This window comes from Nocardiopsis sinuspersici (assembly GCF_001998325.1).
GTDB classification, from domain to species: Bacteria; Actinomycetota; Actinomycetes; order Streptosporangiales; family Streptosporangiaceae; genus Nocardiopsis; species Nocardiopsis sinuspersici.
Genome location: NZ_MCOK01000001.1, coordinates 978,156 through 999,098, shown reverse-complemented (window position 1 = coordinate 999,098; position 20,943 = coordinate 978,156). Strand labels below are relative to the sequence as shown.

At 73.1% G+C, this 20,943-nt stretch carries 20 protein-coding genes; 10 read left to right on the top strand and 10 right to left on the bottom strand.

Annotated elements, in window-relative coordinates; translation table 11 throughout:
* Window positions 1–2 precede the first annotated feature (2 nt).
* The 3 genes from NOSIN_RS04195 to NOSIN_RS04185 all read left to right on the top strand — a co-directional run bounded on the left by NOSIN_RS04195 (window position 3) and on the right by NOSIN_RS04185 (window position 3,143).
* A complete protein-coding gene (locus NOSIN_RS04195) occupies window positions 3–1,256 on the top strand; it encodes a CaiB/BaiF CoA transferase family protein (RefSeq protein WP_077689470.1) in 1,254 nt (417 codons plus the stop codon).
* A gap of 118 nt (window positions 1,257–1,374) precedes the next feature.
* Window positions 1,375–2,565 (top strand): acyl-CoA dehydrogenase family protein, encoded by a 1,191-nt coding sequence (locus tag NOSIN_RS04190; protein ID WP_077689469.1) that lies wholly within the window; start codon window positions 1,375–1,377, stop codon window positions 2,563–2,565.
* A 110-nt stretch (window positions 2,566–2,675) separates the two neighbouring features.
* Window positions 2,676–3,143: a nitroreductase/quinone reductase family protein gene (locus NOSIN_RS04185; RefSeq protein ID WP_077689468.1), complete on the top strand. Its 468-nt coding sequence runs from the start codon at window positions 2,676–2,678 to the stop codon at window positions 3,141–3,143.
* A 45-nt stretch (window positions 3,144–3,188) separates the two neighbouring features.
* On the opposite strand, the gene NOSIN_RS04180 is transcribed toward NOSIN_RS04185, so the two are convergent.
* The 6 genes from NOSIN_RS04180 to ruvC form a co-directional block, all read right to left on the bottom strand.
* On the bottom strand, window positions 3,189–5,366 hold the full coding sequence (locus NOSIN_RS04180) for a RelA/SpoT family protein (protein WP_077689467.1): 2,178 nt from the start codon (window positions 5,364–5,366) through the stop codon (window positions 3,189–3,191).
* A gap of 591 nt (window positions 5,367–5,957) precedes the next feature.
* Window positions 5,958–6,512: an adenine phosphoribosyltransferase gene (locus tag NOSIN_RS04175; protein ID WP_077689466.1), complete on the bottom strand. Its 555-nt coding sequence runs from the start codon at window positions 6,510–6,512 to the stop codon at window positions 5,958–5,960.
* Window positions 6,513–6,696: 184 nt separating this feature from the next.
* Complete coding sequence (yajC, locus tag NOSIN_RS04170) at window positions 6,697–7,062, bottom strand: preprotein translocase subunit YajC (RefSeq protein WP_077689465.1); 366 nt, start codon at window positions 7,060–7,062, stop codon at window positions 6,697–6,699.
* A 322-nt stretch (window positions 7,063–7,384) separates the two neighbouring features.
* The gene (gene ruvB, locus NOSIN_RS04165; RefSeq protein WP_077689464.1) at window positions 7,385–8,521 is read right to left on the bottom strand and encodes a Holliday junction branch migration DNA helicase RuvB; all 1,137 of its coding nucleotides are present in this window, start codon (window positions 8,519–8,521) and stop codon (window positions 7,385–7,387) included.
* A gap of 18 nt (window positions 8,522–8,539) precedes the next feature.
* A complete protein-coding gene (gene ruvA / locus NOSIN_RS04160; protein ID WP_077689463.1) occupies window positions 8,540–9,160 on the bottom strand; it encodes a Holliday junction branch migration protein RuvA in 621 nt (206 codons plus the stop codon).
* A 50-nt stretch (window positions 9,161–9,210) separates the two neighbouring features.
* Window positions 9,211–9,759, bottom strand: coding sequence for a crossover junction endodeoxyribonuclease RuvC (gene ruvC / locus NOSIN_RS04155; RefSeq protein ID WP_077689462.1), 549 nt, complete (start codon window positions 9,757–9,759; stop codon window positions 9,211–9,213).
* A 307-nt stretch (window positions 9,760–10,066) separates the two neighbouring features.
* On the opposite strand from ruvC, the gene NOSIN_RS04150 reads away from it, so the two are divergent.
* The 7 genes from NOSIN_RS04150 to NOSIN_RS04120 all read left to right on the top strand — a co-directional run bounded on the left by NOSIN_RS04150 (window position 10,067) and on the right by NOSIN_RS04120 (window position 17,534).
* Window positions 10,067–10,888 carry an NUDIX hydrolase gene (locus tag NOSIN_RS04150; RefSeq protein ID WP_236743292.1) on the top strand — a complete coding sequence of 274 codons (822 nt, stop codon included), beginning with the start codon at window positions 10,067–10,069 and terminating at the stop codon, window positions 10,886–10,888.
* Complete coding sequence (locus NOSIN_RS04145) at window positions 10,885–11,982, top strand: J domain-containing protein (protein ID WP_077689460.1); 1,098 nt, start codon at window positions 10,885–10,887, stop codon at window positions 11,980–11,982. The genes NOSIN_RS04150 and NOSIN_RS04145 overlap by 4 nt, the downstream gene beginning before the upstream one ends.
* Window positions 11,983–12,059: 77 nt before the next feature.
* A complete protein-coding gene (locus tag NOSIN_RS04140) occupies window positions 12,060–13,049 on the top strand; it encodes a hypothetical protein (protein ID WP_077689459.1) in 990 nt (329 codons plus the stop codon).
* Complete coding sequence (locus NOSIN_RS04135) at window positions 13,046–14,590, top strand: adenylosuccinate synthetase (RefSeq protein WP_077689458.1); 1,545 nt, start codon at window positions 13,046–13,048, stop codon at window positions 14,588–14,590. Before NOSIN_RS04140 ends, NOSIN_RS04135 begins: the two co-directional genes overlap by 4 nt.
* Window positions 14,587–15,012: a PPOX class F420-dependent oxidoreductase gene (locus tag NOSIN_RS04130; RefSeq protein ID WP_077689457.1), complete on the top strand. Its 426-nt coding sequence runs from the start codon at window positions 14,587–14,589 to the stop codon at window positions 15,010–15,012. Before NOSIN_RS04135 ends, NOSIN_RS04130 begins: the two co-directional genes overlap by 4 nt.
* A gap of 211 nt (window positions 15,013–15,223) precedes the next feature.
* Window positions 15,224–16,483 carry an NAD(P)/FAD-dependent oxidoreductase gene (locus NOSIN_RS04125; RefSeq protein ID WP_077689456.1) on the top strand — a complete coding sequence of 420 codons (1,260 nt, stop codon included), beginning with the start codon at window positions 15,224–15,226 and terminating at the stop codon, window positions 16,481–16,483.
* A gap of 166 nt (window positions 16,484–16,649) precedes the next feature.
* On the top strand, window positions 16,650–17,534 hold the full coding sequence (locus NOSIN_RS04120; protein WP_077689455.1) for an alpha/beta fold hydrolase: 885 nt from the start codon (window positions 16,650–16,652) through the stop codon (window positions 17,532–17,534).
* A gap of 159 nt (window positions 17,535–17,693) precedes the next feature.
* Here NOSIN_RS04120 and NOSIN_RS04115 read toward each other — a convergent pair whose 3' ends face one another.
* The 4 genes from NOSIN_RS04115 to NOSIN_RS04100 all read right to left on the bottom strand — a co-directional run bounded on the left by NOSIN_RS04115 (window position 17,694) and on the right by NOSIN_RS04100 (window position 20,836).
* Window positions 17,694–18,443 (bottom strand): YebC/PmpR family DNA-binding transcriptional regulator, encoded by a 750-nt coding sequence (locus NOSIN_RS04115; RefSeq protein ID WP_077689454.1) that lies wholly within the window; start codon window positions 18,441–18,443, stop codon window positions 17,694–17,696.
* Window positions 18,440–19,048, bottom strand: coding sequence for a pyridoxal 5'-phosphate synthase glutaminase subunit PdxT (pdxT, locus tag NOSIN_RS04110; protein ID WP_077689453.1), 609 nt, complete (start codon window positions 19,046–19,048; stop codon window positions 18,440–18,442). Before pdxT ends, NOSIN_RS04115 begins: the two co-directional genes overlap by 4 nt.
* 136 nt (window positions 19,049–19,184) lie before the next feature.
* Complete coding sequence (gene pdxS, locus NOSIN_RS04105; protein WP_077689452.1) at window positions 19,185–20,096, bottom strand: pyridoxal 5'-phosphate synthase lyase subunit PdxS; 912 nt, start codon at window positions 20,094–20,096, stop codon at window positions 19,185–19,187.
* Window positions 20,097–20,335: 239 nt separating this feature from the next.
* The gene (locus tag NOSIN_RS04100) at window positions 20,336–20,836 is read right to left on the bottom strand and encodes a hypothetical protein (protein ID WP_077689451.1); all 501 of its coding nucleotides are present in this window, start codon (window positions 20,834–20,836) and stop codon (window positions 20,336–20,338) included.
* Window positions 20,837–20,943 lie beyond the last annotated feature (107 nt).

The window sequence follows — 20,943 nt, the reverse complement described above, 5'->3', positions numbered from 1 at the left end:
CCGTGACCGACACCCGTTCCGAGTCCGGCTCCCCCGCCCCGCTGCCGCTGGCGGGGGTGCGCGTCGCCGACCTGTCCCGGGTCCTGGCGGGCCCGTACGCCACCATGCTGCTCGCGGACATGGGCGCCGAGGTCGTCAAGGTGGAACAGCCCGGGCGCGGTGACGACACCCGCTCCTGGGGGCCGCCCTGGGCCGGGGCCTCGGAGTCCTCTCCCGGCGAGGCCGCCTACTTCCTGTCGGTGAACCGCAACAAGCGCAGCCTGGCCGTGGACCTGAAGGACCCCGAGGGCCTGGCCGCCGTACAGGAGCTGTGCGCGGCCTCCGACGTGGTGATCCAGAACTTCCGGCCGGGGGTGATCGACCGGCTCGGGCTCGGCTACGAGGCGGTCAGCGCCCGAAACCCGGCCGTCGTGTACTGCTCGGTGAGCGGGTTCGGGCCCGAGCACGACCCGGGCACGCGCCCCGGTTTCGACATCGTGGTGCAGGCCGAGAGCGGCCTGATGGCCACCACCGGGCCGGCCGAGGGGCCGGCGAGCAAGGTGGGTGTGGCCCTGACCGACGTGCTCACGGGACTGAACGCGGCCGTGGGCGTCCTCGGCGCGCTCATGCGGGCCCGTGTGACCGGCAGGGGCGAGAACGTCAGCGTGTCGCTGATCAACTCCACCCTGTCCGGCCTGGTCAACCTCACCCAGCAGGCGCTGGTGACGGGTGCGGAGCCCGCCCGGGTCGGCAACGCGCACACCACGATCGTGCCCTACCAGACCTTTCCCACGGCGGACGCGGAGATCGTCGTCGCCGCCGGGAACGACGCCCTGTACCAGCGGCTGTGCGCGGCCCTGGACCGCCCCGACCTGGGCGGGGACCCCCGCTACGCCACCAACCCCGGGCGGGTGGCGCACCGGGAGGAGCTGGTCGCGGAGCTGTCGGCGACCCTGCGCGCCCGGTCCGCCGACCACTGGATGGAGGTCCTGGTGGAGGCCGGGGTGCCGGTGGGGCGGGTGCGCGGGGTGCTGGACGCGCTGCGCACCGCCGACGCCAGCGGCGACGACGTCCTGCGCACCGTGGAGCATCCCACCGCCGGGCTGGTCGAACAGGTCCGCGCGGGGTTTCGGCTGGAGAACAGCCCGCCGCCGCTCACCGCTCCGCCGCTGCTGGGCCAGCACTCCCGGCAGGTCCTCGCCGAACTGGGCGTGGACGATGCGACCGTGGACGGGATGGTCGGGCGCGGCGCCGTCCAGCAGCCCGACCTTCCCTGAACCGGGACCGCCCGTACGGGGCCGCACGCCAGGACCGACCGACAGCACGAACACGAGGACCCCGCACCCGCCTCCCCTCCGGCCGCACGGGCCGGACGCACCACGAAGGGACACCACCATGAGCGACCACCGCAAACCCGCGGCCCCGGACCCGCACGACTTCCTGGCCGTGGACGCCGACCTGTCCGACACCGAGCGGGACGTCCGCGACGCCGTGCGCGGCTTCGCCGAGCGGGAACTGCTGCCGAACGTGGCCGACTGGTTCGACGCGGGCACCCTGCCCGACCCGCGCGGGCTGGCCAAGGCCTTCGGCGACCTCGGCGTGCTGGGCATGCACCTGGAGGGGTACGGCTGCGGCGGGTCCAGCGCGGTCGCCTACGGCCTGGCCTGCCGCGAACTGGAGGCGGTCGACTCGGGCCTGCGCAGCTTCGTGTCGGTGCAGGGTTCGCTGGCGATGGCGGCCGTCCACAAGTTCGGCTCCGAGGAGCAGAAGAACGAGTGGCTGCCGAGGATGGCCGCGGGCGAGGCGATCGGCTGCTTCGGCCTGACCGAGCCCGACTCCGGCTCCGACCCGGGGTCCATGCGCACCCGTGCCCGCAGGGACGGGTCGGACTGGGTGCTCAACGGCACCAAGATGTGGATCACCAACGGCTCGGTGGCCGACGTGGCGGTGGTCTGGGCCACCACCGACGAGGGGGTCCGCGGGTTCGTGGTACCCACGGGGACCCCCGGGTTCTCGGCCAACGTCATCCACAAGAAGCTGTCGCTGCGCGCGTCCGTCACCGCCGAACTGGTGCTGGAGGACGTGCGGCTGCCCGCCGACGCGCTGCTGCCCCTGTCCCGGGGGCTGGGATCGCCGCTGTCGTGCCTGAACGAGGCCCGCTACGGCATCGTGTGGGGCGCGGCCGGCGCCGCCCGCGCCTGCTACGAGGCGGCGCTGGAGTACGCGCTGAGCCGCGAGCAGTTCGGCCGACCCATCGCCGGGTTCCAGCTCACCCAGCGCAAGCTCGCCGACATGGTGGTGGACGTCAACCACGCCGGCATGACGGCGCTGCGGATCGGCCGGCTGAAGGACGAGGGGAACTGCCACCACAACCACGTGAGCTTCGGCAAGTTCTCGTGCGTGGCCGCCGCCCAGCGGGTGGCGGCCGCCGCGCGCTCGGTGCACGGCGCCAACGGCATCACCCTGGAGTACCCGGTGATGCGGCACATGGTGAACCTGGAGACGGTCGCCACCTACGAGGGCACCGAGGAGATCCACGCGCTCAGCATCGGCCAGGCCGTGACGGGGATCTCCGCGTTCCGCTAGGGGGTCGGGGTAGGAACGCCGGGACGGGGCACGGACACGTCCCCTCCCCGGTGTCGTCGGCCGCGCGCACCCGCCAGAATGGGGAGCATCCGAGCGAGGGAGTTGCCGAGATGGGGAACGAACCGACGAAGCGGTTCGAGATGACGCGGCTGCGGCGGACGGCCAACGCCTGCGTCAGCGGCTTCGTCAAGTACGGGGTGTGCCTGCCCGAGTTGCACCTGCTCACCACGCGTGGGCGCAAGACGGGCTTCCTGCGCACCATCCCGCTCAGTGTGCTGGACAGTGACCGCGGCCGGTTCCTGGTCTCCCCCTACGGGGAGGTCGACTGGGTCCGCAACCTGCGCAAGGACGGTTTCGCGACGCTGCGCCAGGGAGGCTGGATCGAACTGGTCAGCGTGCGCGAACTGGGCGCCGAGGAGGCCGCCCCGCTGTTGAAGGAGTACCTGGACCATCCGCGGGCCGCCGTGGTGGGGCTGTACTTCGAGACGCCGCCGGACGCCCCGGACGAGGCGTTCGTCGCCGAGGCCGAGCGCCACCCGGTCTTCGAGATCGTGCGCTCCACCACGATCCGCATCTGAGCGGAGGGTCCGCAGTGCCCCGGGCGCTCCGTGCGCCCGGGGTCCTCAGTTGCGGACGCGGTAGACGTCGTAGACGCCGTCCACGCCCCGGACCGCGCGCAGCACGCTGCCCAGGTGGGCGGGGTCGGCCATCTCGAAGGTGAAGCGGCTCTGCGCCACCCGGTCGCGACTGGTCTGGACGGTCGCGGACAGGATGTTGACGTGCTGGTCCGACAGCACCCGGGTGATGTCCGACAGCAGCCGGGACCGGTCCAGGGCCTCCACGTGCAGCGCCACCAGGAACATGGAGTCCTCGGTGGGCGACCAGTCCACCTTCACCATGCGCTCGGTGTCCAGGGTCGCGGTGTTCACGCAGTCCTTGCGGTGCACGGACACCCCGTTGCCCCGCGTCACGAAACCGACGATCTCGTCTCCCGGCACGGGCGTACAGCACTTGGACAGGCGCGCCCACACGTCGGCGTCGCCCTCCACGACCACGCCCGGGTTGCCGGACTGGTGCTGGCGGAGCGCCGCCTTGGTGGGCAGGGCCGACTCGGCGATGTCCTCGGTGTGGCTCTCCAGCCCGCCCATCGACTCGACGAGCTTGCCCACCACGTGCTGCGCGCTGACCTGGTGCTCGCCCACGGCCGCGTACAGGGAGTCCACGTCCGGATAGCGCAGGTCCCTGGCCAGGGCGATGAGCGCCTCACCGCTGAACAGGCGCTTGACCGGCAGCTCCTGTTTGCGCATGATCTTGGCGATCTCGTCCTTGCCCTGTTCTATGGCGGCCTCGCGGCGCTCCTTGGTGAACCAGTGGCGGATCTTGTTGCGGGCGCGGGCGCTCTTGACGAAGTTCAGCCAGTCGCGGCTGGGCCCGGCGTCGGGCGTCTTGGAGGTGAGGATCTCCACCGTCTCGCCGTTGTGCAGCTTGTTCTCCAACGGCACCAGGCGGCCGTTGATACGGGCGCCCACGGTGCGGTGGCCGACCTCGGTGTGCACCGCGTACGCGAAGTCGACGGCGGTGGCGCCCTGCGGCAGGGAGATGACGTCGCCGCCCGGGGTGAAGACGAACACCTCCTGCACCGACAGGTCGAAGCGCAGCGACTCCAGGAACTCGCCCGGGTCCTTGGTCTCCTGCTGCCAGTCGATGAGCTGGCGCAGCCACTGCATGTCGGAGCCGCCCCTGGGTTTGCTCACGCCCCCGCTGGTGCGGTCCTCCTTGTACTTCCAGTGCGCGGCGATGCCGTACTCGGCGCGCCGGTGCATCGCCCGGGTCCGGATCTGCAACTCGACCGGGTTGCCCGAGGGCCCTATGACCGTCGTGTGCAGCGACTGGTACATGTTGAACTTGGGCATCGCGATGTAGTCCTTGAACCGCCCCGGCACCGGGTTCCACCGCGCGTGGATGGTCCCCAGGGCCGCGTAGCAGTCGCGGACGCTGTCCACCAGGACCCGCACGGCGATGAGGTCGTAGATCTCGTCGAAGCCGCAGTTGCGGGCGATCATCTTCTGGTAGATCGAGTAGTAGTGCTTGGGGCGCCCGCGCACGGTGGCCTTGAGCTTGGACTCGCGCAGGTCGGCCGAGACCGCCTCGATGACCTCCTGGAGGTAGACGTCGCGGCGCGGGGCGCGCTCGGACACCAGGCGGGCGATCTCGTCGAAGCGCTTGGGGTAGAGGGTGGCGAAGGCCAGGTCCTCCAACTCCCACTTGATGGTGTTCATGCCCAGTCGATGGGCGAGGGGGGCGAAGATCTCCAGGGTTTCGCGAGCCTTCTTCTCCCGTTTGGCACGGGATGGCAGGTAGCGCAGGGTGCGCATGTTGTGCAGGCGGTCGCACAGCTTGATGACCAGCACGCGGATGTCGCGGGCCATGGCCACGACCATCTTGCGGACGGTCTCGGCCTGGGCGGCCTCGCCGTACTTGACCTTGTCCAGTTTGGTGACACCGTCGACCAGCTCGGCGATCTCGTCGCCGAAGTCGGCGCGCAGCTCGTCCAGGGAGTACTCGGTGTCCTCGACGGTGTCGTGCAGCAGGGCGGCGGCCAGGGTGGCCTCCTGCATGCCCAGCTCGGCGAGGATCGTGGAGACGGCGAGCGGGTGGGTGATGTAGGGGTCGCCGCTCTTGCGCTTCTGGTCGCGGTGGTGGTGGGCGGCGACCTCGTAGGCGCGCTCGATCAGCCGCACGTCCACCTTCGGGTGGGTGGCGCGCACTGTCTTGATCAGTGGTTCGAGCACCGGGTTCATCGTCACTCCCCGCTGGGCGCCGAGTCGGGCGAGCCTTCTGCGTACTCGCACCGTGGAGGGCGTGGTGGAGGGGGTCGGCTGCCGCGTGGCCCCCGCTCCGGAGACGTCGGAGGGCGCCGCTCCACTCGCGGCGCCCTCCGGGCGGTCCTCCTGTGGTCTTGTGGCGGCGTCCGGCGCACCGGTGCCGTCCGCGTGCCCTCCTGGCATGGCCGGCCGCGGTTCTCCGGGGGCGTTCCGCCGCGTCTCGTCCGCCGCTACCGCCCCGGTCGAAACCACTTCGCTTGGCATGCCTACCTCCCGCGGATCCGCCCGGGTCGCGCGGGCGCCGTCGGCGCCGCCCGGCTCCACCGGTGCACGTGCGTGTCATCAGGGCCAGTGTGGCGTGGCCGCCGCGGTACCTCTCCCACCAGTCTAGTGGGACCGTCCCCCCGGGTACGGGAGACGGTCGGGCCTTCCCGCACCCGCCGTGACCGGCGGGTGTGACACAGGCCACCAGGAGCGTCACTCCTGGTGGTGGAGTATGTCAACGATGACGGACCGTCGCGCATTCCCGTGCGGGAGGGGCGCCGGTCGCGGCGCGGGTCGGCGGAGTCAGACCGAAAGGAGGGTGTGCAGCTCCACGTCGGGCATCTTCTCGTGCCCCCGGAGCGAGGAGAGCTCCATCAGGACGGAGAATCCCACGACCGTACCACCCGCCTTGCGGATCAGGTCCACCGCGGCCTTGCCGGTGCCGCCGGTGGCGAGGACGTCGTCCACGATCAGCACACGGCTGCCCGGGGTGACGGCGTCGGCGTGGATCTCGACGGTCGCGGTGCCGTACTCCAGATCATAGGCCTGACCGATGGTGCTCGCGGGCAGTTTCCCCGCTTTGCGCGCGGGAACGAAACCGGCGCCCAGCGCCATGGCGACCGGGGCCCCGAAGATGAACCCGCGTGCCTCCAGGCCGACCACGTGGTCCACCCCGGCGCCGAGGAAGGGCGCGGCGAGGCCGTCCACGGCGGCGGCGAGGGCCTCCCGGTGGTTGAGCAGCGGCGTGATGTCCTTGAACAGGATGCCGGGGTGCGGGAAGTCCGGGACGTCGCGGATGTGGGCCTGGATGAGTTCCAGGTCCGGGGCGGCGTCCGTGGTCGCGGTGTCGTCGGACATGTGCGGTGGGACCTTCTGCTGGAGAGGTGAGGACTGTCGGGCGGGATCCGGCCCCGACACGGCGGTACCGACCCCCGGGCGGGGGTCGGTACCGAAGCCTGTCGGGCCGTGCGCGGCCCGCGGCGGAGTCCGCCGCACGCGGGCGGGCGCCGCTCCGCCGTCCGGGGCCGGGGTGGCGAGGGGACTAGCCCTTGGGGTTGTCGTCGTCGCCGAAGTCGGGACGGTCCTCCACCGGAGTGTCGCTGGCGGCCGGGGTGATGACCTCACCGATACCGGCCTTGAGCATGCGGATGCGGGTACCGGGCGCGATCTCCAGCACGACGTCCTGCTCGTGGATCTCGACGAGGGTGGCGAAGATACCGGCCTTGGTCATCACCTCGACGCCGGGGACCAGGGAGCTCTGCATCTTCGTCTCCTGCTGACGGCGCTTCTGGTTCGGGCGCCAGAACAGCAGCCAGAACACCACGAGGATCAGCAGGAACGGGAACAGCATACCGAGGAGTCCGCCCGTGGGCTCTCCTTCGGCTGCGAGGTGGTAAAGGCCCTGCACGGGGCGTCCTTCCTGACGTTTCGTCGTGTGGCCGACGGATGTCGGCTCGGACACCACCACGGCCACCTTGTTCGCGCCGGTCCGGACCGTCGCGGCCCGAACCGTACCCGGCACGTACAACGTGCTGGAGGGCCGACTCGTTCCGCCGGTGTCGAACGACACGTACGGAGCACTGCCCCGTATCGGCTGGTTCGTCCCAGCTTACGTGGCGTCGGTCACCGGTATCCCACCGGTCGAGATCGGAGTGTTAACGGTTCGGCCCCGGATTCTCGTGCGCAGCACCCATTGTGCCCGGACCGACGCCCCGTGTCAGCACACCCGGTCAGGGACCCGACGTGCCTCCGGCCCCGGGGCCGCCCGTGGAGGAGGGCTGGCCGTTGGCGGCCGCCGCGCCGAAGGCCGCGTCCGGCGGAGGCGTGAGCCCCATGTGCGCCCAGGCCTGCGGGGTGGCCACCCGGCCGCGCGGGGTGCGGGCCAGGAAGCCGGACCGGACCAGGAAGGGTTCGGCGACGACCTCCACGGTCTCGGCCTCCTCCCCCACCGAGACCGCCAGCGTGGACAGGCCGACCGGGCCTCCGCGGAAGCGGTTCATCAGCACGTCGAGGATGGCCCGGTCCAGCCGGTCCAGGCCCAGGCGGTCCACCTCGTACAGTTCGAGCGCGGCGCGGGCGGTGCCCAGCGACAGCTTGCCGTCGCCGCGCACCTCGGCGTAGTCGCGTACCCGGCGCAGCAGCCGGTTGGCGATCCGGGGCGTGCCGCGCGAGCGCCCGGCGATCTCCCGGGCGGCGTCCTCGTCCAGGGGGGCGCCGAGCAGGCCGGCCGAGCGGTACAGGATCAGTTCCAGTTCCGCGGGCGTGTAGAAGTCCATGTGCGCGGTGAACCCGAAGCGGTCGCGCAGGGGGGCGGGCAGCATGCCCGCCCGCGTGGTGGCCCCGACCAGGGTGAACGGGGCGATGTCCAGCGGGATGGCGGTGGCCCCGGGACCCTTGCCGACCATGACGTCGACCCGGAAGTCCTCCATGGCGACGTAGAGCATCTCCTCGGCGGGGCGGGCCATCCGGTGGATCTCGTCCAGGAAGAGCACCTCGCCCTCCTGGAGGGAGGAGAGCACCGCGGCCAGGTCGCCCGAGCGCTCGATGGCCGGACCGGAGGTGATGCGCAGCGGGGCGCCGATCTCGGAGGCGATGATCATGGCCAGGGTGGTCTTGCCCAGGCCCGGACCGCCGGACATCAGGATGTGGTCGGGCGCCCGGTTGCGCCGCTGGGCGCTGTGCAGCACCAGGGAGAGCTGTTCCCTGACGCGTTCCTGGCCGACGAACTCGCTCAGGACGCGGGGGCGCAGCGCGCCCTCGACCTGGTGGTCGTCCACGCTGACGTCGGGCGAGACCGCCCCGCGCTCGTAGGCGGGGGCCTCCTCGGCGGTGAATCCGCTGTGGGGTTCCTCGTGGGAGTCGTACACGGGAGTTCCTCGTCCCTCCTAGGCGCGGCTGAGCCTGCGCAGGGCGCTGCGCAGCAGGACGGCGACGTCGTCGGTCTTCTCGGCCTCGGTGGCCACGGCGGCGGCCGCGGCCTCGGCGTCCTTGGCGGGCCATCCCAGGTTGACCAGGCCGGACACGACCTGGCCGCGCCAGGCGTCGCCCGGCCCGCCCTCAGGTGCGGCGGCCTCGGCACCGGGGAGGGTGCCGTCGGTGAGTACGGGCGCGTCGAGCTTGCCGCGCAGTTCCAGGACGATGCGCTGGGCGCCCTTCTTGCCGATGCCGGGCACGCGGGTGAGCGCGGCGGTGTCCTCGGTGGACACGGCGTGGCGCAGGCTGGAGGGACTGTGCACCGAGAGCATGGCCAGGGCCAGGCGGGGACCGACGCCCGAGGCGGTCTGCGCCTGTTCGAACAGGTGCTTCTCGTCGTCGTCGGCGAACCCGAACAGGGTCAGGGACTCCTCGCGGACGACGAGGCTGGTGGCGACGGTGCCGGTCTCGCCCACGTGCAGGCGGGACAGGGCGGAGGGAGTGCACTGCACGGTCATTCCGACCCCGCCGACGTCGATCACGGCGCTGCCCGCGCCGCGTGCGGCCACCCGGCCGGTGAGGAACGCGATCATCTCGTGTGGGCACCGGGGACGGTGCCCTTCTCCTTCCTGGGGGCGTGGCGCTACCGGCCGCGGGTGCGGCGGGCCAGTTCCACCTTGCGGGCGAAGTCCTGCTGGGCCTGGGCGACGCGGGCCTGGGCCCCGCCGCGCCAGATGTGACAGATGGCCAGGGCGACGGCGTCGGCCGCGTCGGCGGGCCTGGGCGGTCCGTCGAGTCCGAGGATACGCGCCACCATGGTGCCGACCTGCGCCTTGTCGGCGCGGCCGTTGCCGGTGATGGCGGCCTTGGCCTCGCTGGGCGTGTGCATGGCCACGGGCAGGCCGCGGCGGGCGGCGCAGACCAGGGCGATGCCGCTCGCCTGGGCGGTGCCCATGACGGTGCTGAGGTTGTGCTGGGCGAAGACGCGCTCGACCGCGACGGCGTCGGGCCGGTAGTGGTCCAGCCACTCCTCGATGCCGCGTTCGATGCCGACGAGCCGCTGGGGCAGGTCGGTGTCGGCGCTGGTGCGGATGGCGTCGGCGCCGAGCAGGGCGAGCGGCCGGCCGATGGCGCCCTCGACGGCACCGATGCCGCACCGGGTCAGTCCCGGGTCGATCCCCAACACGCGCACGCGTTTCACCCTCGTCTTCTCGAACGTTCGTTCGCCCACATGCTAGCGGCGGGCACCGACCTTCGCCGTAGGCCCGCCCGCGTGTCAGCGCGCGGTCGGCCGCCGACCGGTGCGGGCGGGGACATCGGCCCCGGTCAAGCCTTCCACCCCGGGCGCCCCCTGAGGACAGTATCCGCCTCGGGCCCCGGCGCGCGCACGGCCCGGACCCGGTCGCGGCCCCGGGAAGGGGGTGGACGGCGCCGGAGGAGCGTGCTAGGTTGCACTCAGTTCGAGAAAAACTCACTATGAGAGCAACATGGGGGCGCACGTGACCGCCGAAGAACCGCGACAGGAGGAGGGCGAGGGCCGGTTCCTCGCCGGCTACGACCCGCACGCCTTCGCGCCGGCCGCGGTCACCGCCGACGTCGTCGCCCTCACGATCCGGTCGGGAGAACCGCACGTGCTGCTGACACGGCGCGCCGCCCATCCGCAGCGCGGCTGGTGGGCCCTGCCGGGCGGATTCGTCCGGGCGCAGGACGGACCGGACGGGCCCGCGGACCCCGACCTGCCCGACGCCGCCCTGCGGGTGCTCTCGGAGAAGACCCTCCTGCCCACCGAGCTGCACCTGGAGCAGTTGGGCACCTACGGCGCCCGGGACCGGGACCCGCGCATGCGCGTCTTCTCGGTCGCCTACGTGCTCCTGGCCCCCGACCTGCCCGACCCCCGCACCGGCCGCGACACCGAGGAGGCCGCCTGGGTCCCGTGGCGCGAACTGGGCCACGGCGACGGCGCCCGTGCCGGCCGCGAGCTGGCCTTCGACCACGGCCGCATCCTCGCCGACGCCGTCGAGCGCGCCCGCTCCAAGCTGGAGTACACCGCGCTGGCCACGGCGTTCCTGCCCCCCGCCTTCACCATCACCGCGCTGCGCGAGGTCTACCAGGCCGTGTGGGGACGGGCTCTGCACGCCGCCAACTTCCACCGCAAGATCCTGGCCACCCCCGGGTTCGTGGAGGACACCGGGGAGCTCGCCGAGCGCGGCGGCGCGGGAGGCGGGCGGCGTGCCCGGCTGTACCGGGCGGGCGGCGCGGCCCTGCTGCACCCGCCCCTGCTGCGGAGCACCCAGCCGGCCGCGGGAGGAACCCCCCGATGACCGGCCACCGAGGTGGGGCCCCGACCTTCGAGGACGCCGAGCGCGACGTCGCCATGGCATCCGGGCCCGTCGAACTGTTCGGCCCGCCGCCCGAGGACGGCTCGGTGCCCCCGGCCGCGACCGACCGGTACCGCCGGCTCGCCCGTGCGCTGCACCCCGACAGCGCGCCGCGCGGGAGGGGCGCCGCGTCCTTCACCCGCCTCACCGAGCTGTGGGACCTGTACCGGGAGACGGCCGCGGGCGGCCCGGGCCTCACCGAGCCCACCCTGGCCACCCGCACGCGCGTCTACCGGGTCGACGGCCCGAGGCTGGCCAGAGGACACGTCGCCGACCTGTACCCGCTGCGCCACCGGGCGCCGGAGTGGCGCGAGGCGGTGCTCAAGCTGCCCCGCTCCCCGCGGGACAACGACCTCATGGAGGCCGAGGCGACCGCCCTGCGCCGTGTCCGCGAGCGGGGGCACGAGCGCTACCGCGCGTTCGTCCCCGACCTGGTGGAGTCGTTCAGGCACCGCGACGCCGCGACCGGCGCGGAACGGCGCGCCAACGTCCTCGGGCGGCTGCGCGGGTTCCACACCCTCGACGAGGTGCGCCGCGCCCATCCCGACGGCGTCGACCCCCGCGACGCGGCGTGGATGTGGCGGCGGCTCCTGGTCGCGGTCGGCAACGCCGCCCACGCCGGGGTGGTGCACGGCGCGGTCGTACCCGAGCACGTGATGGTCCATCCCGGGGAGCACGGCCTGGTGCTGGTCGACTGGTGCTACTCGGTGACCGCGCACGCCCCGCGCACCGCGCCGCACGTTCCCGCGACGGTGCCCGGCCGCGAGGACCTGTACCCGCCCGAGGTGGCCGCCCGCCGACCCGCCCTGCCCCAGACCGACATCCACATGGCGACCCGGTGCGTGGAGTACGTCACCGCGGGCCGCCTGCCCCGGCGGCTGAGGGCCTTCGCGCGCGGCTGCACCCTGCCCGCGCCCGAGCGGCGGCCGCGCGACGGCCTCGCCCTGCTCCGCGAGCTCGACGAGGTGCTGGAGCGCCTCTACGGGCCGCGCCGGTTCCGCCCCTTCTCCATGCCGGATCCGGTCCCCCGCCCCTGATCCGACCGACCACGACCCGGCCCCGGCCCCCGGCCTCCGTCCACCCCCGCACCGCACCCCCACGAAGGAGACCTCCCATGGGAAGCAGCAGTTGGTCCACCGACGCCTACCACGCACGTCAGGCCTACAACTCCTCCGTCGGCTCCAGCAGTTTCGGCTACACCGACGACGTGCTCTCCTCCACCCCGCGCAGCGCGTGGAGGACGCACGCGTCCCTCGACCCCGAGGGGGTGGCCACGCGCGAGAGCCGTGACTCCGCCGAACACCCGAACTCGCTCGCCATCTCCGTGCTGTTCGACGTCACCGGGTCCATGCGCGACGTGCCGCGCGTGCTCCAGACCAAGCTGCCGGACCTGTTCGGCCTGCTGCTGCGCAAGGGCTACGTGGAGGACCCGCAGATCCTGTTCGGCGCGATCGGCGACGCCACCTGCGACCGGGCCCCGCTCCAGGTCGGCCAGTTCGAGTCCGGCAACGAGCTGGAGGACGACCTGGGCAACATCCTGCTGGAGGGCGGCGGTGGCGGCCAGGTCACCGAGTCCTACGAGCTGGCCATGTACTTCATGGCCCGGCACACCGCCATGGACTGCCTGGAGAAGCGCGGACGGCGCGGCCACCTGTTCGTCATCGGCGACGAGATGGCCTACGGGTCGGTCAAGGCCGGGGAGGTGCGCGAGGTGATCGGCGACGACCTCACCGAGGACATCCCCTTCCCGCGGATCCTCGCCGAACTGCGGCGCCGTTTCGAGGTGTACTTCATCATGCCGACCGGTAGCGGGCACTTCCACAACCCCAAGGTCCGCGGCTTCTGGGACACGCACCTGGGCCAGAACGTCATCTACCTCGACGACCTCGACGCCGTGTCGGAGACCATCGCGGTCACCGTCGGGCTGGCCGAGGAGGCCATCGACCTGGAGGAGGGGCTGGCGGACCTCGCCGAGGCGGGCTCGGAAGCGGGCGCGGCGGTCGGCAAGGCGCTGCGGCCGCTGTCGCGCACGCGCGGCTCCGTGGTCGTCGCCGACGCTCCGCGCGGGATGGGCGGGGACGGCGGCGGGGTGGACCGGCTGTGACCGCCGCTCCCCCGCCGTGGGCCGACGGGCACGCCGCCGTCGTCGACCTGGGCTTCGGTGACGCGGGCAAGGGCGTGACGGTCGACCTGCTGTGCGCGCGGCGGCGCTTCGGCTCCGTCGTGCGCGCCAACGGGGGCGCCCAGGCGGCGCACAACGTGGTGACCCCCGGCGGCCGACACCACACGTTCGCGCAGTTCGGCGCGGGCACGCTGGCTCCCGGCGGCCCCGTGCCCACGCACCTGTCGCGGTTCGTGGTGGTGGACCCCCTCGCCCTGGCCGCCGAGGCCGGGCACCTGGCCGCGCTCGGCGTCCCCGACCCGTTCGCGCTGGTCACCGTGGACCGGCGGGCGCTGATCAGCACGCCATGGCACCGCGCCGCCAACCAGGCGCGGGAGCGGACGCGCGGAGGCGGACGGCACGGGTCCTGCGGGATGGGGGTGGGCGAGGCCACGGCCTACGCCCTGGCCCGCCCCGAGGACGCGCCGACCGTCGGCGACTGTGCGCACCCGGAGCGGCTGCGCCGCAAGCTGCGCCGCCTGGCCGACCACCTGTACGCCGTGCGCCGGGAACTCGCCCGCCTCGGTACCGGCACGGAGGAGGGAGGCGGAACCGAGGCGAAGGACACGGAGGGAGGAGGCACTCCCGCGAGCACGCCCGCGAACGGCCCCGCGGACCCCGGCGTCGAGGAGTGCGTGGAGGCCTACCTCGCCTTCGCCCGACGGGTGCGGCTGGTGGACGAGGGATACCTGCCCCGGCTGCTCACCCGCTCCCCCGTGGTGTTCGAGGGCGCGCAGGGCGTGCTGCTGGACGAGTGGCACGGCTTCCACCCCCACACGACCTGGTCCACGACGACCACCGCGAACCCGCTCACGCTCCTGGCCGAGGCCGGGCGGCCCGGCGACGCCCGCAGGATCGGGGTGGTGCGCACCTACACCACCAGGCACGGCGCGGGTCCGCTGGTGGCCGAGGACCCGGCGCTGGGCGCGGTGCTGACCGAGCCGCACAACGGCACGCACCCCTGGCAGGGGGCCTTCCGCGTGGGGCACCTGGACCTGGTCGCCCACCGGTACGCGGTCGCGGCCACCGGCGGGGTGGACTCCCTGGTGGTCACCCACGCCGACGCGCCCGCCCGCGCGGGCGGGAGGCTGCGCTGGTGCACGGGCTACACCGCCCCGGACGGGTCACCCCTGGAACCGTCCCCCGCCGAGGCTCCGGCTCCCACCCGGCCGGGTGCCGCCGTGGACGGCGCTTCCCACCTCGCACGGCAGGAGCGGCTCACCCGGGCCCTGCTGGAGGCCCGGCCCGTGCTGTCGGCGATGCCCGGCTCCCCCGCCGAGGCGGTCGGCGAGGCGCTGGGACTGCCGCTGGAGGCGGTGTTCTCGGGGCCCTCTCGCGACGACGCCCGCGCGGGCGCGCGACGGCCGCCGCGTACGTGGACACCGCACGGACGCGCGGACCCGCCCGCGCGGTCCGCCACTTCCCGAGACAGCGCCGTGTCCTGCCGGAGGAGGCCTCCGCCGCGCACTAGCGTGAACCCGTGACTTCCATCTCCGACCCCAGGGTCCGCGACTTCCTGCTCCAGGGCACCCGCACCGGCATGCTCGCCTACACCGCCTCGGACGGCCGGCCGCTGGCGGCGCCGGTGTGGTTCACCGTCGAAGGCGACGAGATCGTCTTCAACACCGGTGAGAAGACCGCCAAGGGCCGCTCGATCGCCCGCGACCCGCGCGTGACGCTCACCGTCGACCTGCCCGAGCCGCCCTACGCCTTCGTCCAGGTGCAGGGCGAGGCCAGTGTCTCGGCGGACACCGACGAGCTGGTGCGCACCGCGACCGCGATCGCCCGCCGCTACGTGGGATCGGAGCAGGCGGAGGAGTTCGGTCGGCGCAACGGCGTTCCCGGCGAGCTCGTGGTGCGGTTGCGCCCGACCAGGGTGAACGCCGCCTTCGACATGACCGACTGACCACCGCCCGGAGCACGGGCGCCGCGGAGTTCACCGCCCGGGTGCTCGCCCGCCCCGGCACCGACCCGGGGCGGGGCCGCACCACCCCTCCTCCTTGGCCCAAGCCCACAAACAGCGGATGTCTCTTTGTCCGTTCCCGACAAGCCGTGTCCCGGCATGATCGAGCAGGCTGGTGGTGGGAAGCAGAGGTCACTGAGGGGGAGACGCGGGAATGGCGGACATGGGGCTCGACGGCCACGCACGGAGGGTGCTGGTCGTGGGGGCGGGGATCGTCGGACTCTCGACGGCGTGGTTCCTCCAGGAGCACGACGTACACGTCACCGTGGTCGACCGGGACGGCGTCGGCTCGGGTTCGTCCTGGGGCAACGCCGGGTGGCTCTCCCCCGGGCTGGCCCTGCCCCTGAACGAACCCGGGGTCCTGCGCTACGGGATCCGCTCCCTTCTGGACCCCGCCGCCCCGCTGTCGGTTCCGGCCACCCTCGACCCCGAGCTGTGGCTGTTCCTCGCACGTTTCGCCGCCCACTGCCGATGGGGCGCGTGGAACCGGGCCGTACACGCCAACCTGCCGCTGAACACCGCGTGCCTGGACGCCTTCGGCCTCCTGGCCAAGGGCGGCGTGGAGACGACCATGGTGGACGCCCCCGTCACGGCGCTCTTCCGTTCGCCGGGCGCGGCGACCGGTCTGGTGCGGGAGCTGCGACGCGTCACCCGCTCCGGCCTGCACGTGGACCACAGCGCGCTCACCGGTGACCAGGCGCGCGAGGCGCTGCCCCAGGCCTCCGAGCACATCGGGGCGGCCGTGCGCCTGGACGGACAGCGCTACGTCGATCCGGGCACGCTGGTCCGGAACCTGGCCCGGTCCGTGCTCGAACGCGGCGGGGAGATCCGCGGCGGGTTCGAGGCCGTCGACGTCCGCGCCGGTGGCGGCACGGTCGTCACGACCTCCGCCGAGAACGAGCCGCTGCCCGCGGACGCCGTCGTGGTGGCCAACGGCGCCTGGTTCGGCAGGCTCGCCCGCGCCCTCGGTGTGCGCACCCAGGTCCGCGCGGGCCGAGGCTACTCCTTCACCGTGCCCACCCGTGAGCCCGTACCCGGCCCGGTCTACCTCCCCGAGGCCCGGGTGGCGTGCACGCCCTACCAGGGGGCCCTGAGGGTGGCCGGAACGATGGAGTTCCGCCCTCCCGACACGGCCCCGGACCACCGGCGCGTCGAGGCCGTGGCCACCTCCGCCCGGTCCTACCTGTCGGGTGTGGAGTGGGACGGCCGCACCGACGAGTGGGTCGGCCCCCGTCCGGTCACCCCAGACGGTGTCCCCCTGGTCGGGGCGACCCGTGTGCCCGGCGTGTACGTGGCGGGCGGGCACGGCATGTGGGGGCTCACCCACGGGCCGGTCACCGGGCGGCTGCTCGCCGAGCAGATCGCCACCGGAGAGCGCCCCGAGGAGCTGCGCGCCCTCGATCCCCTGCGCTGAGGAGAGGCCCCGGCCGGGCGTTCCGTGCGCGGAGCGCCCGGTCGGCGTGCCGTCGGCCGCGCCCGCTTCGCCCGCGCCCCCGGGGCAGTCCCCTCCCCCGTCCTGGCACACGCGGTTCAGGGCCCGCGTCGTACGCCGCCGGTTCCCGCCCTGTCCCAGGTGAGAGATGTTGATCCAGGTACCGGTGTACGGACATGTGTACCGATCCAGACCAGGCGAGACCGCGGTGCGTTCGTGGTGTGAGAGGGAGTTGGCCGGTGGTCCGGGGACGCGTTCCCCGTACGACCTGACCGCGGACGGGCGACCGACCCGGGTGCACGTACTGGAGGGAGGCCCGGGGACACCGGTCCTGGTCCTGTCGGGTGCGGTCCTCAGCTCGGCGGCCCTCACCGGGCTCGCCCGCCTGGTCCGCGCGGACCGGACCGTGATCCTGGCCGACATGCCCGGGCAGCCGGGGCTGAGCTGCTCGCGCCGCGTGTCCGGACGGCGCCCGGCGGCCTACGGGGCCTGGCTCGACGCCCTGCTGCCCCAGGTCACCGACCGGCCGGTGGTGCTCCTGGGGCACTCGCTGGGGGCGGTCGCCGCTCTGTCGTCACTGCCCTCGCCGTTGGTGAAGGGCATGCTGCTGGTCGGTCCGGCCGGACTCGCCGACCCGGTGCTCGGTCTCGAGCGCCTGCTCGCGACGTGCACATGGCGGTTCTCACCCGGTGAGCGGACCAGCCTCCGGCTCCTGGACGCGCTGTGCGGTCCGCGTGGGGCGGGCCCGGGACCCGGTCCCCACCCGCTGGAGGAGTGGATGACGCTGGTGGGACGGCACTGTCGGGTGGGATCGCTGCCGGGGATGCTCCGGGGCGAGGAGTTCGGCGACTGGCGCGGGACTCCCGTGACCGTGGCGACGGGCTCCCACGACCGCGTCTTCTCCCCCGCGCTCCTGCACGGCGCGGCCCGCCGCCTGCTGGACACCGGAGTACACGTGGTCGAGGGCGCGGGGCACCTGGTGCCCTACGAGGCGCCGCACCGCGTCCGTGAACTGCTCAGGCTCGTCTCCTGACCCGGCGCGGCCGGGACGTCCGGCGAAGTGGGGCGGGGCACGAGGAACGGTCGGCCCGTGCCACCGGCCGGAGGCCTCCGGTGGGAGCGGCGTGCCCCGCGCGAACGCCTGTGGCCGCGGCCCGGAGGGGGCGCGGCCACAGGCGTCGGGTCCGTCGGGTCAGCCGATCTCGGCCATGACCTCGTCGGGGATGTCGGCGTTGGTGTAGACGTTCTGCACGTCGTCGGAGTCCTCCAGCACGTCCACCACCCGCAGGACCTTCTTGGCCGCGTCGGCGTCGACCGGGATCTCCATGGTCGGCAGGAAGCTGGACTCGGCGGAGTCGTACTCGATCCCCGCCTCCTGGAGCGCGGTACGCACCTGCACCAGGTCGGTGGCCTCGCAGACGATCTCGAAGGACTCGCCCAGGTCCTCGACGTCCTCGGCGCCGGCCTCCAGCACCGCCATGGTCACGTCGTCCTCGGTGGTGCCCTCCTTGGGCACGATCACGACGCCCTTGCGGTTGAACAGGTAGGACACCGAGCCGGCGTCGGCCATGTTGCCGCCGTTGCGGGTCACCGCCACGCGCACCTCGGAGGCGGCGCGGTTGCGGTTGTCGGTCAGGCACTCCACCAGCAGCGCCACGCCGCCGGGCGCGTAGCCCTCGTACATGATGGTCTGCCACTCGGCACCGCCGGCCTCCTCACCGGAGCCGCGCTTGCGGGCGCGCTCGATGTTGTCGGCGGGCACCGAGTTCTTGCGCGCCTTCTGGATGGCGTCGTAGAGCGTCGGGTTGCCTTCGGGGTCCCCACCACCGGTACGCGCGGCCACCTCGATGTTCTTGATCAGCTTGGCGAAGAGCTTGCCGCGCTTGGCATCGATGACGGCTTTCTTGTGCTTCGTGGTGGCCCACTTCGAGTGGCCGCTCATGAATGTCCTTTCACAATGTCGACGAAGAGGCGGTGGATGCGCGTGTCGCCGGTCAGCTCGGGATGGAAGGACGTGGCCATCAGGCCGCCCTGTCGTACGGCGACGATCCTACCGGCCTCGTCGGGGCCGGGAACTTCGCCGAGGACGGTGACTCCCGGCCCCACCGACTCCACCCAGGGAGCGCGGATGAACACCGCGTCGAAGGGGTCGCCCTCCAGCCCGTCGATGTGCACGGCCGTCTCGAACGACTCGGTCTGGCGCCCGAACGCGTTGCGGCGCACCGACATGTCGATCCCGCCGACGGTCTGCTGGTCCGCGGCCGCGCCCAGGAGGCGGTCGGCGAGCATGATCATCCCGGCGCACGTGCCGTAGGCGGGCATCCCCGCCGCGATCCGCTTGCGCAGCGGCTCCAGCAGGCCGTACCGGACGGCCAGCTTGGACATGGTGGTGGACTCCCCGCCGGGGACGACCAGTCCGTCCAGGGTGTCGAGCTGGTCGGGGGAGAGCACCTTGACGGTGTGCGCGTCCAGGGCGTCGAGGACGCGCAGGTGCTCGGCGACGTCGCCCTGTAGGGCGAGGACGCCGATGGTGGGTCTTGCGGTCAAGAACGGCCTCACTCGTTTGGCTCGCGTACTGGCTGGGCGGGGGCGGGACCCGTGCGGTCCCGCCCCCGAGGTCGTCCGCCGGTCGGCGCCGGTGGACGTGCCGTCCCGGTGCGCGCGGGCGCGCCGAGGCTGCGGGCTACCAGCCGCGACCGGCGTAGCGCTGGGCGTCGGACAGGTCGTCCAGGTTGATGCCGACCATGGCCTCGCCCAGGCCGCGGGACACGCGCGCGATCACGGCGGGGTCCTCGTAGTGCAGGGTGGCCTGCACGATGGCGTCGGCGCGCCCGGCCGGGTCGCCGGACTTAAAGATGCCCGAGCCCACGAACACGCTCTCGGCGCCGAGCTGGCGCATGAGCGCGGCGTCGGCCGGGGTGGCCACGCCTCCGGCGGAGAACAGCGGAACCGGGAGCTTGCCCAGCGACGCGACCTCCTTGACGACCTCGAACGGGGCGCGCAGCTCCTTGGCGGCGCCGAACAGCTCGGGCTCGTCCAGCGTGCCCAGGCGCTTGATCTCGGAACGGATGGAGCGCATGTGGCGGGTGGCCTCGACGACGTTGCCGGTGCCGGCCTCGCCCTTGGAGCGGATCATGGCCGCGCCCTCGGAGATGCGGCGCAGCGCCTCGCCCAGGTTGGTCGCACCGCACACGAAGGGGACGGTGAACGCCCACTTGTCGATGTGGTAGGCCTCGTCGGCGGGCGTGAGGACCTCCGACTCGTCGATGAAGTCGACGCCGAGCGACTCCAGGACCTGGGCCTCGACGAAGTGGCCGATGCGGACCTTGGCCATGACGGGGATGGACACGGCCTCGACGATGCCGTCGATCATGTCGGGGTCGGACATGCGGGCGACGCCGCCGTCCTTGCGGATGTCGGCGGGGACCCGTTCCAGGGCCATGACCGCCACGGCACCGGCGTCCTCGGCGATCTTGGCCTGCTCGGGCGTGACGACGTCCATGATGACGCCGTTCTTGAGCTGCTCGGCCATGCCGCGCTTGACGCGCTCGGTACCGACGGCGTTGTCGGAGGTGTTCGATGCGTTGTTGGCCACGGTTGTGGGCTCCCGTTGTGTCGTTGCTGAAGGGCTGCGGTCCCCCGGCAGCGCCGCTTCCTCCCGGCCGTGCCGGGTGCTGCGGGCGGTGCCGCGGTCTCGGGCAGCGGAGTCGGCGGCCTCACGCGGCGGTGCGCGGACACCGTCGGCGCCGCGCACCCTGGTCGACCAGCCTCCCATCCTACTTCCACCCCCTTTCGGGGGTTTTGGCCAGATCGGTGTTTTCGGGGTCCTTCCCCTTACGGGGTGTCGGGCCCGACGGGGAGGAGCGGGATGCGCGGCGGCTGGTCGTCGATCTCGAAGAAGTCCGGCAGCGGCGCCGTGCCCGCCAGCCGGAACGCCCGTACGAGTCTGGAGCGGCGGGCGCGGCGGGTGTCGGAGACGGCACCGTTGTAGAACGTGCGGGCCATGTGGACGCCCTTGGCGGCCGCCTCCACCTCGGCCAACTGGGGCCGCAGCAACTCCCAACGCCCGGTGGCGCCGTGGGATTCCAGGGAGGCGCGCAGTGCCCGCGAGAGTGTGCTCTCGGCCAGGTCGCGCTGGCCCTCCCCCGCGTGGCGCGCGGCCTCGGCCGCGTCGGACAGCCCGCCGAACGCACCGGTGTCGGCGGCGGCCAGGGCGAGCGCGGCGTCACGGCGCCGGTGCAGGGCGGCCTCCAGACCGGCGCGGGCGATGTCGACCCGGTGGTGCAGGCGGTGCAGGCGGGTGGCACGCCACGACAGGTAGAACCCGAACAGCACCAGCGCCAGGAGGGTACCGACGACCGTGATGGCGAAGAGGACGTCCTCGGTCAGGGCCGTTCACCCCGCTCGGACAGGACGCGCACGCGTCCGTGCGGATGGGCGTC

Bases quoted from the DNA above. Each gene is read 5' to 3' on its own strand.
- NOSIN_RS04140 (WP_077689459.1), top strand. From the start codon at position 12,060: ATGGGAAGCAGCAGTTGGTCCACCGACGCCTACCACGCACGTCAGGCC.
- NOSIN_RS04120 (WP_077689455.1), top strand. From the start codon at position 16,650: ATGTTGATCCAGGTACCGGTGTACGGACATGTGTACCGATCCAGACCA.
- NOSIN_RS04180 (WP_077689467.1), bottom strand. From the start codon at position 5,366: ATGAACCCGGTGCTCGAACCACTGATCAAGACAGTGCGCGCCACCCAC.
- NOSIN_RS04185 (WP_077689468.1), top strand. From the start codon at position 2,676: ATGGGGAACGAACCGACGAAGCGGTTCGAGATGACGCGGCTGCGGCGG.
- NOSIN_RS04145 (WP_077689460.1), top strand. From the start codon at position 10,885: ATGACCGGCCACCGAGGTGGGGCCCCGACCTTCGAGGACGCCGAGCGC.
- NOSIN_RS04125 (WP_077689456.1), top strand. From the start codon at position 15,224: ATGGCGGACATGGGGCTCGACGGCCACGCACGGAGGGTGCTGGTCGTG.
- ruvA (WP_077689463.1), bottom strand. From the start codon at position 9,160: ATGATCGCGTTCCTCACCGGCCGGGTGGCCGCACGCGGCGCGGGCAGC.
- NOSIN_RS04175 (WP_077689466.1), bottom strand. From the start codon at position 6,512: ATGTCCGACGACACCGCGACCACGGACGCCGCCCCGGACCTGGAACTC.
- NOSIN_RS04115 (WP_077689454.1), bottom strand. From the start codon at position 18,443: ATGAGCGGCCACTCGAAGTGGGCCACCACGAAGCACAAGAAAGCCGTC.
- NOSIN_RS04190 (WP_077689469.1), top strand. From the start codon at position 1,375: ATGAGCGACCACCGCAAACCCGCGGCCCCGGACCCGCACGACTTCCTG.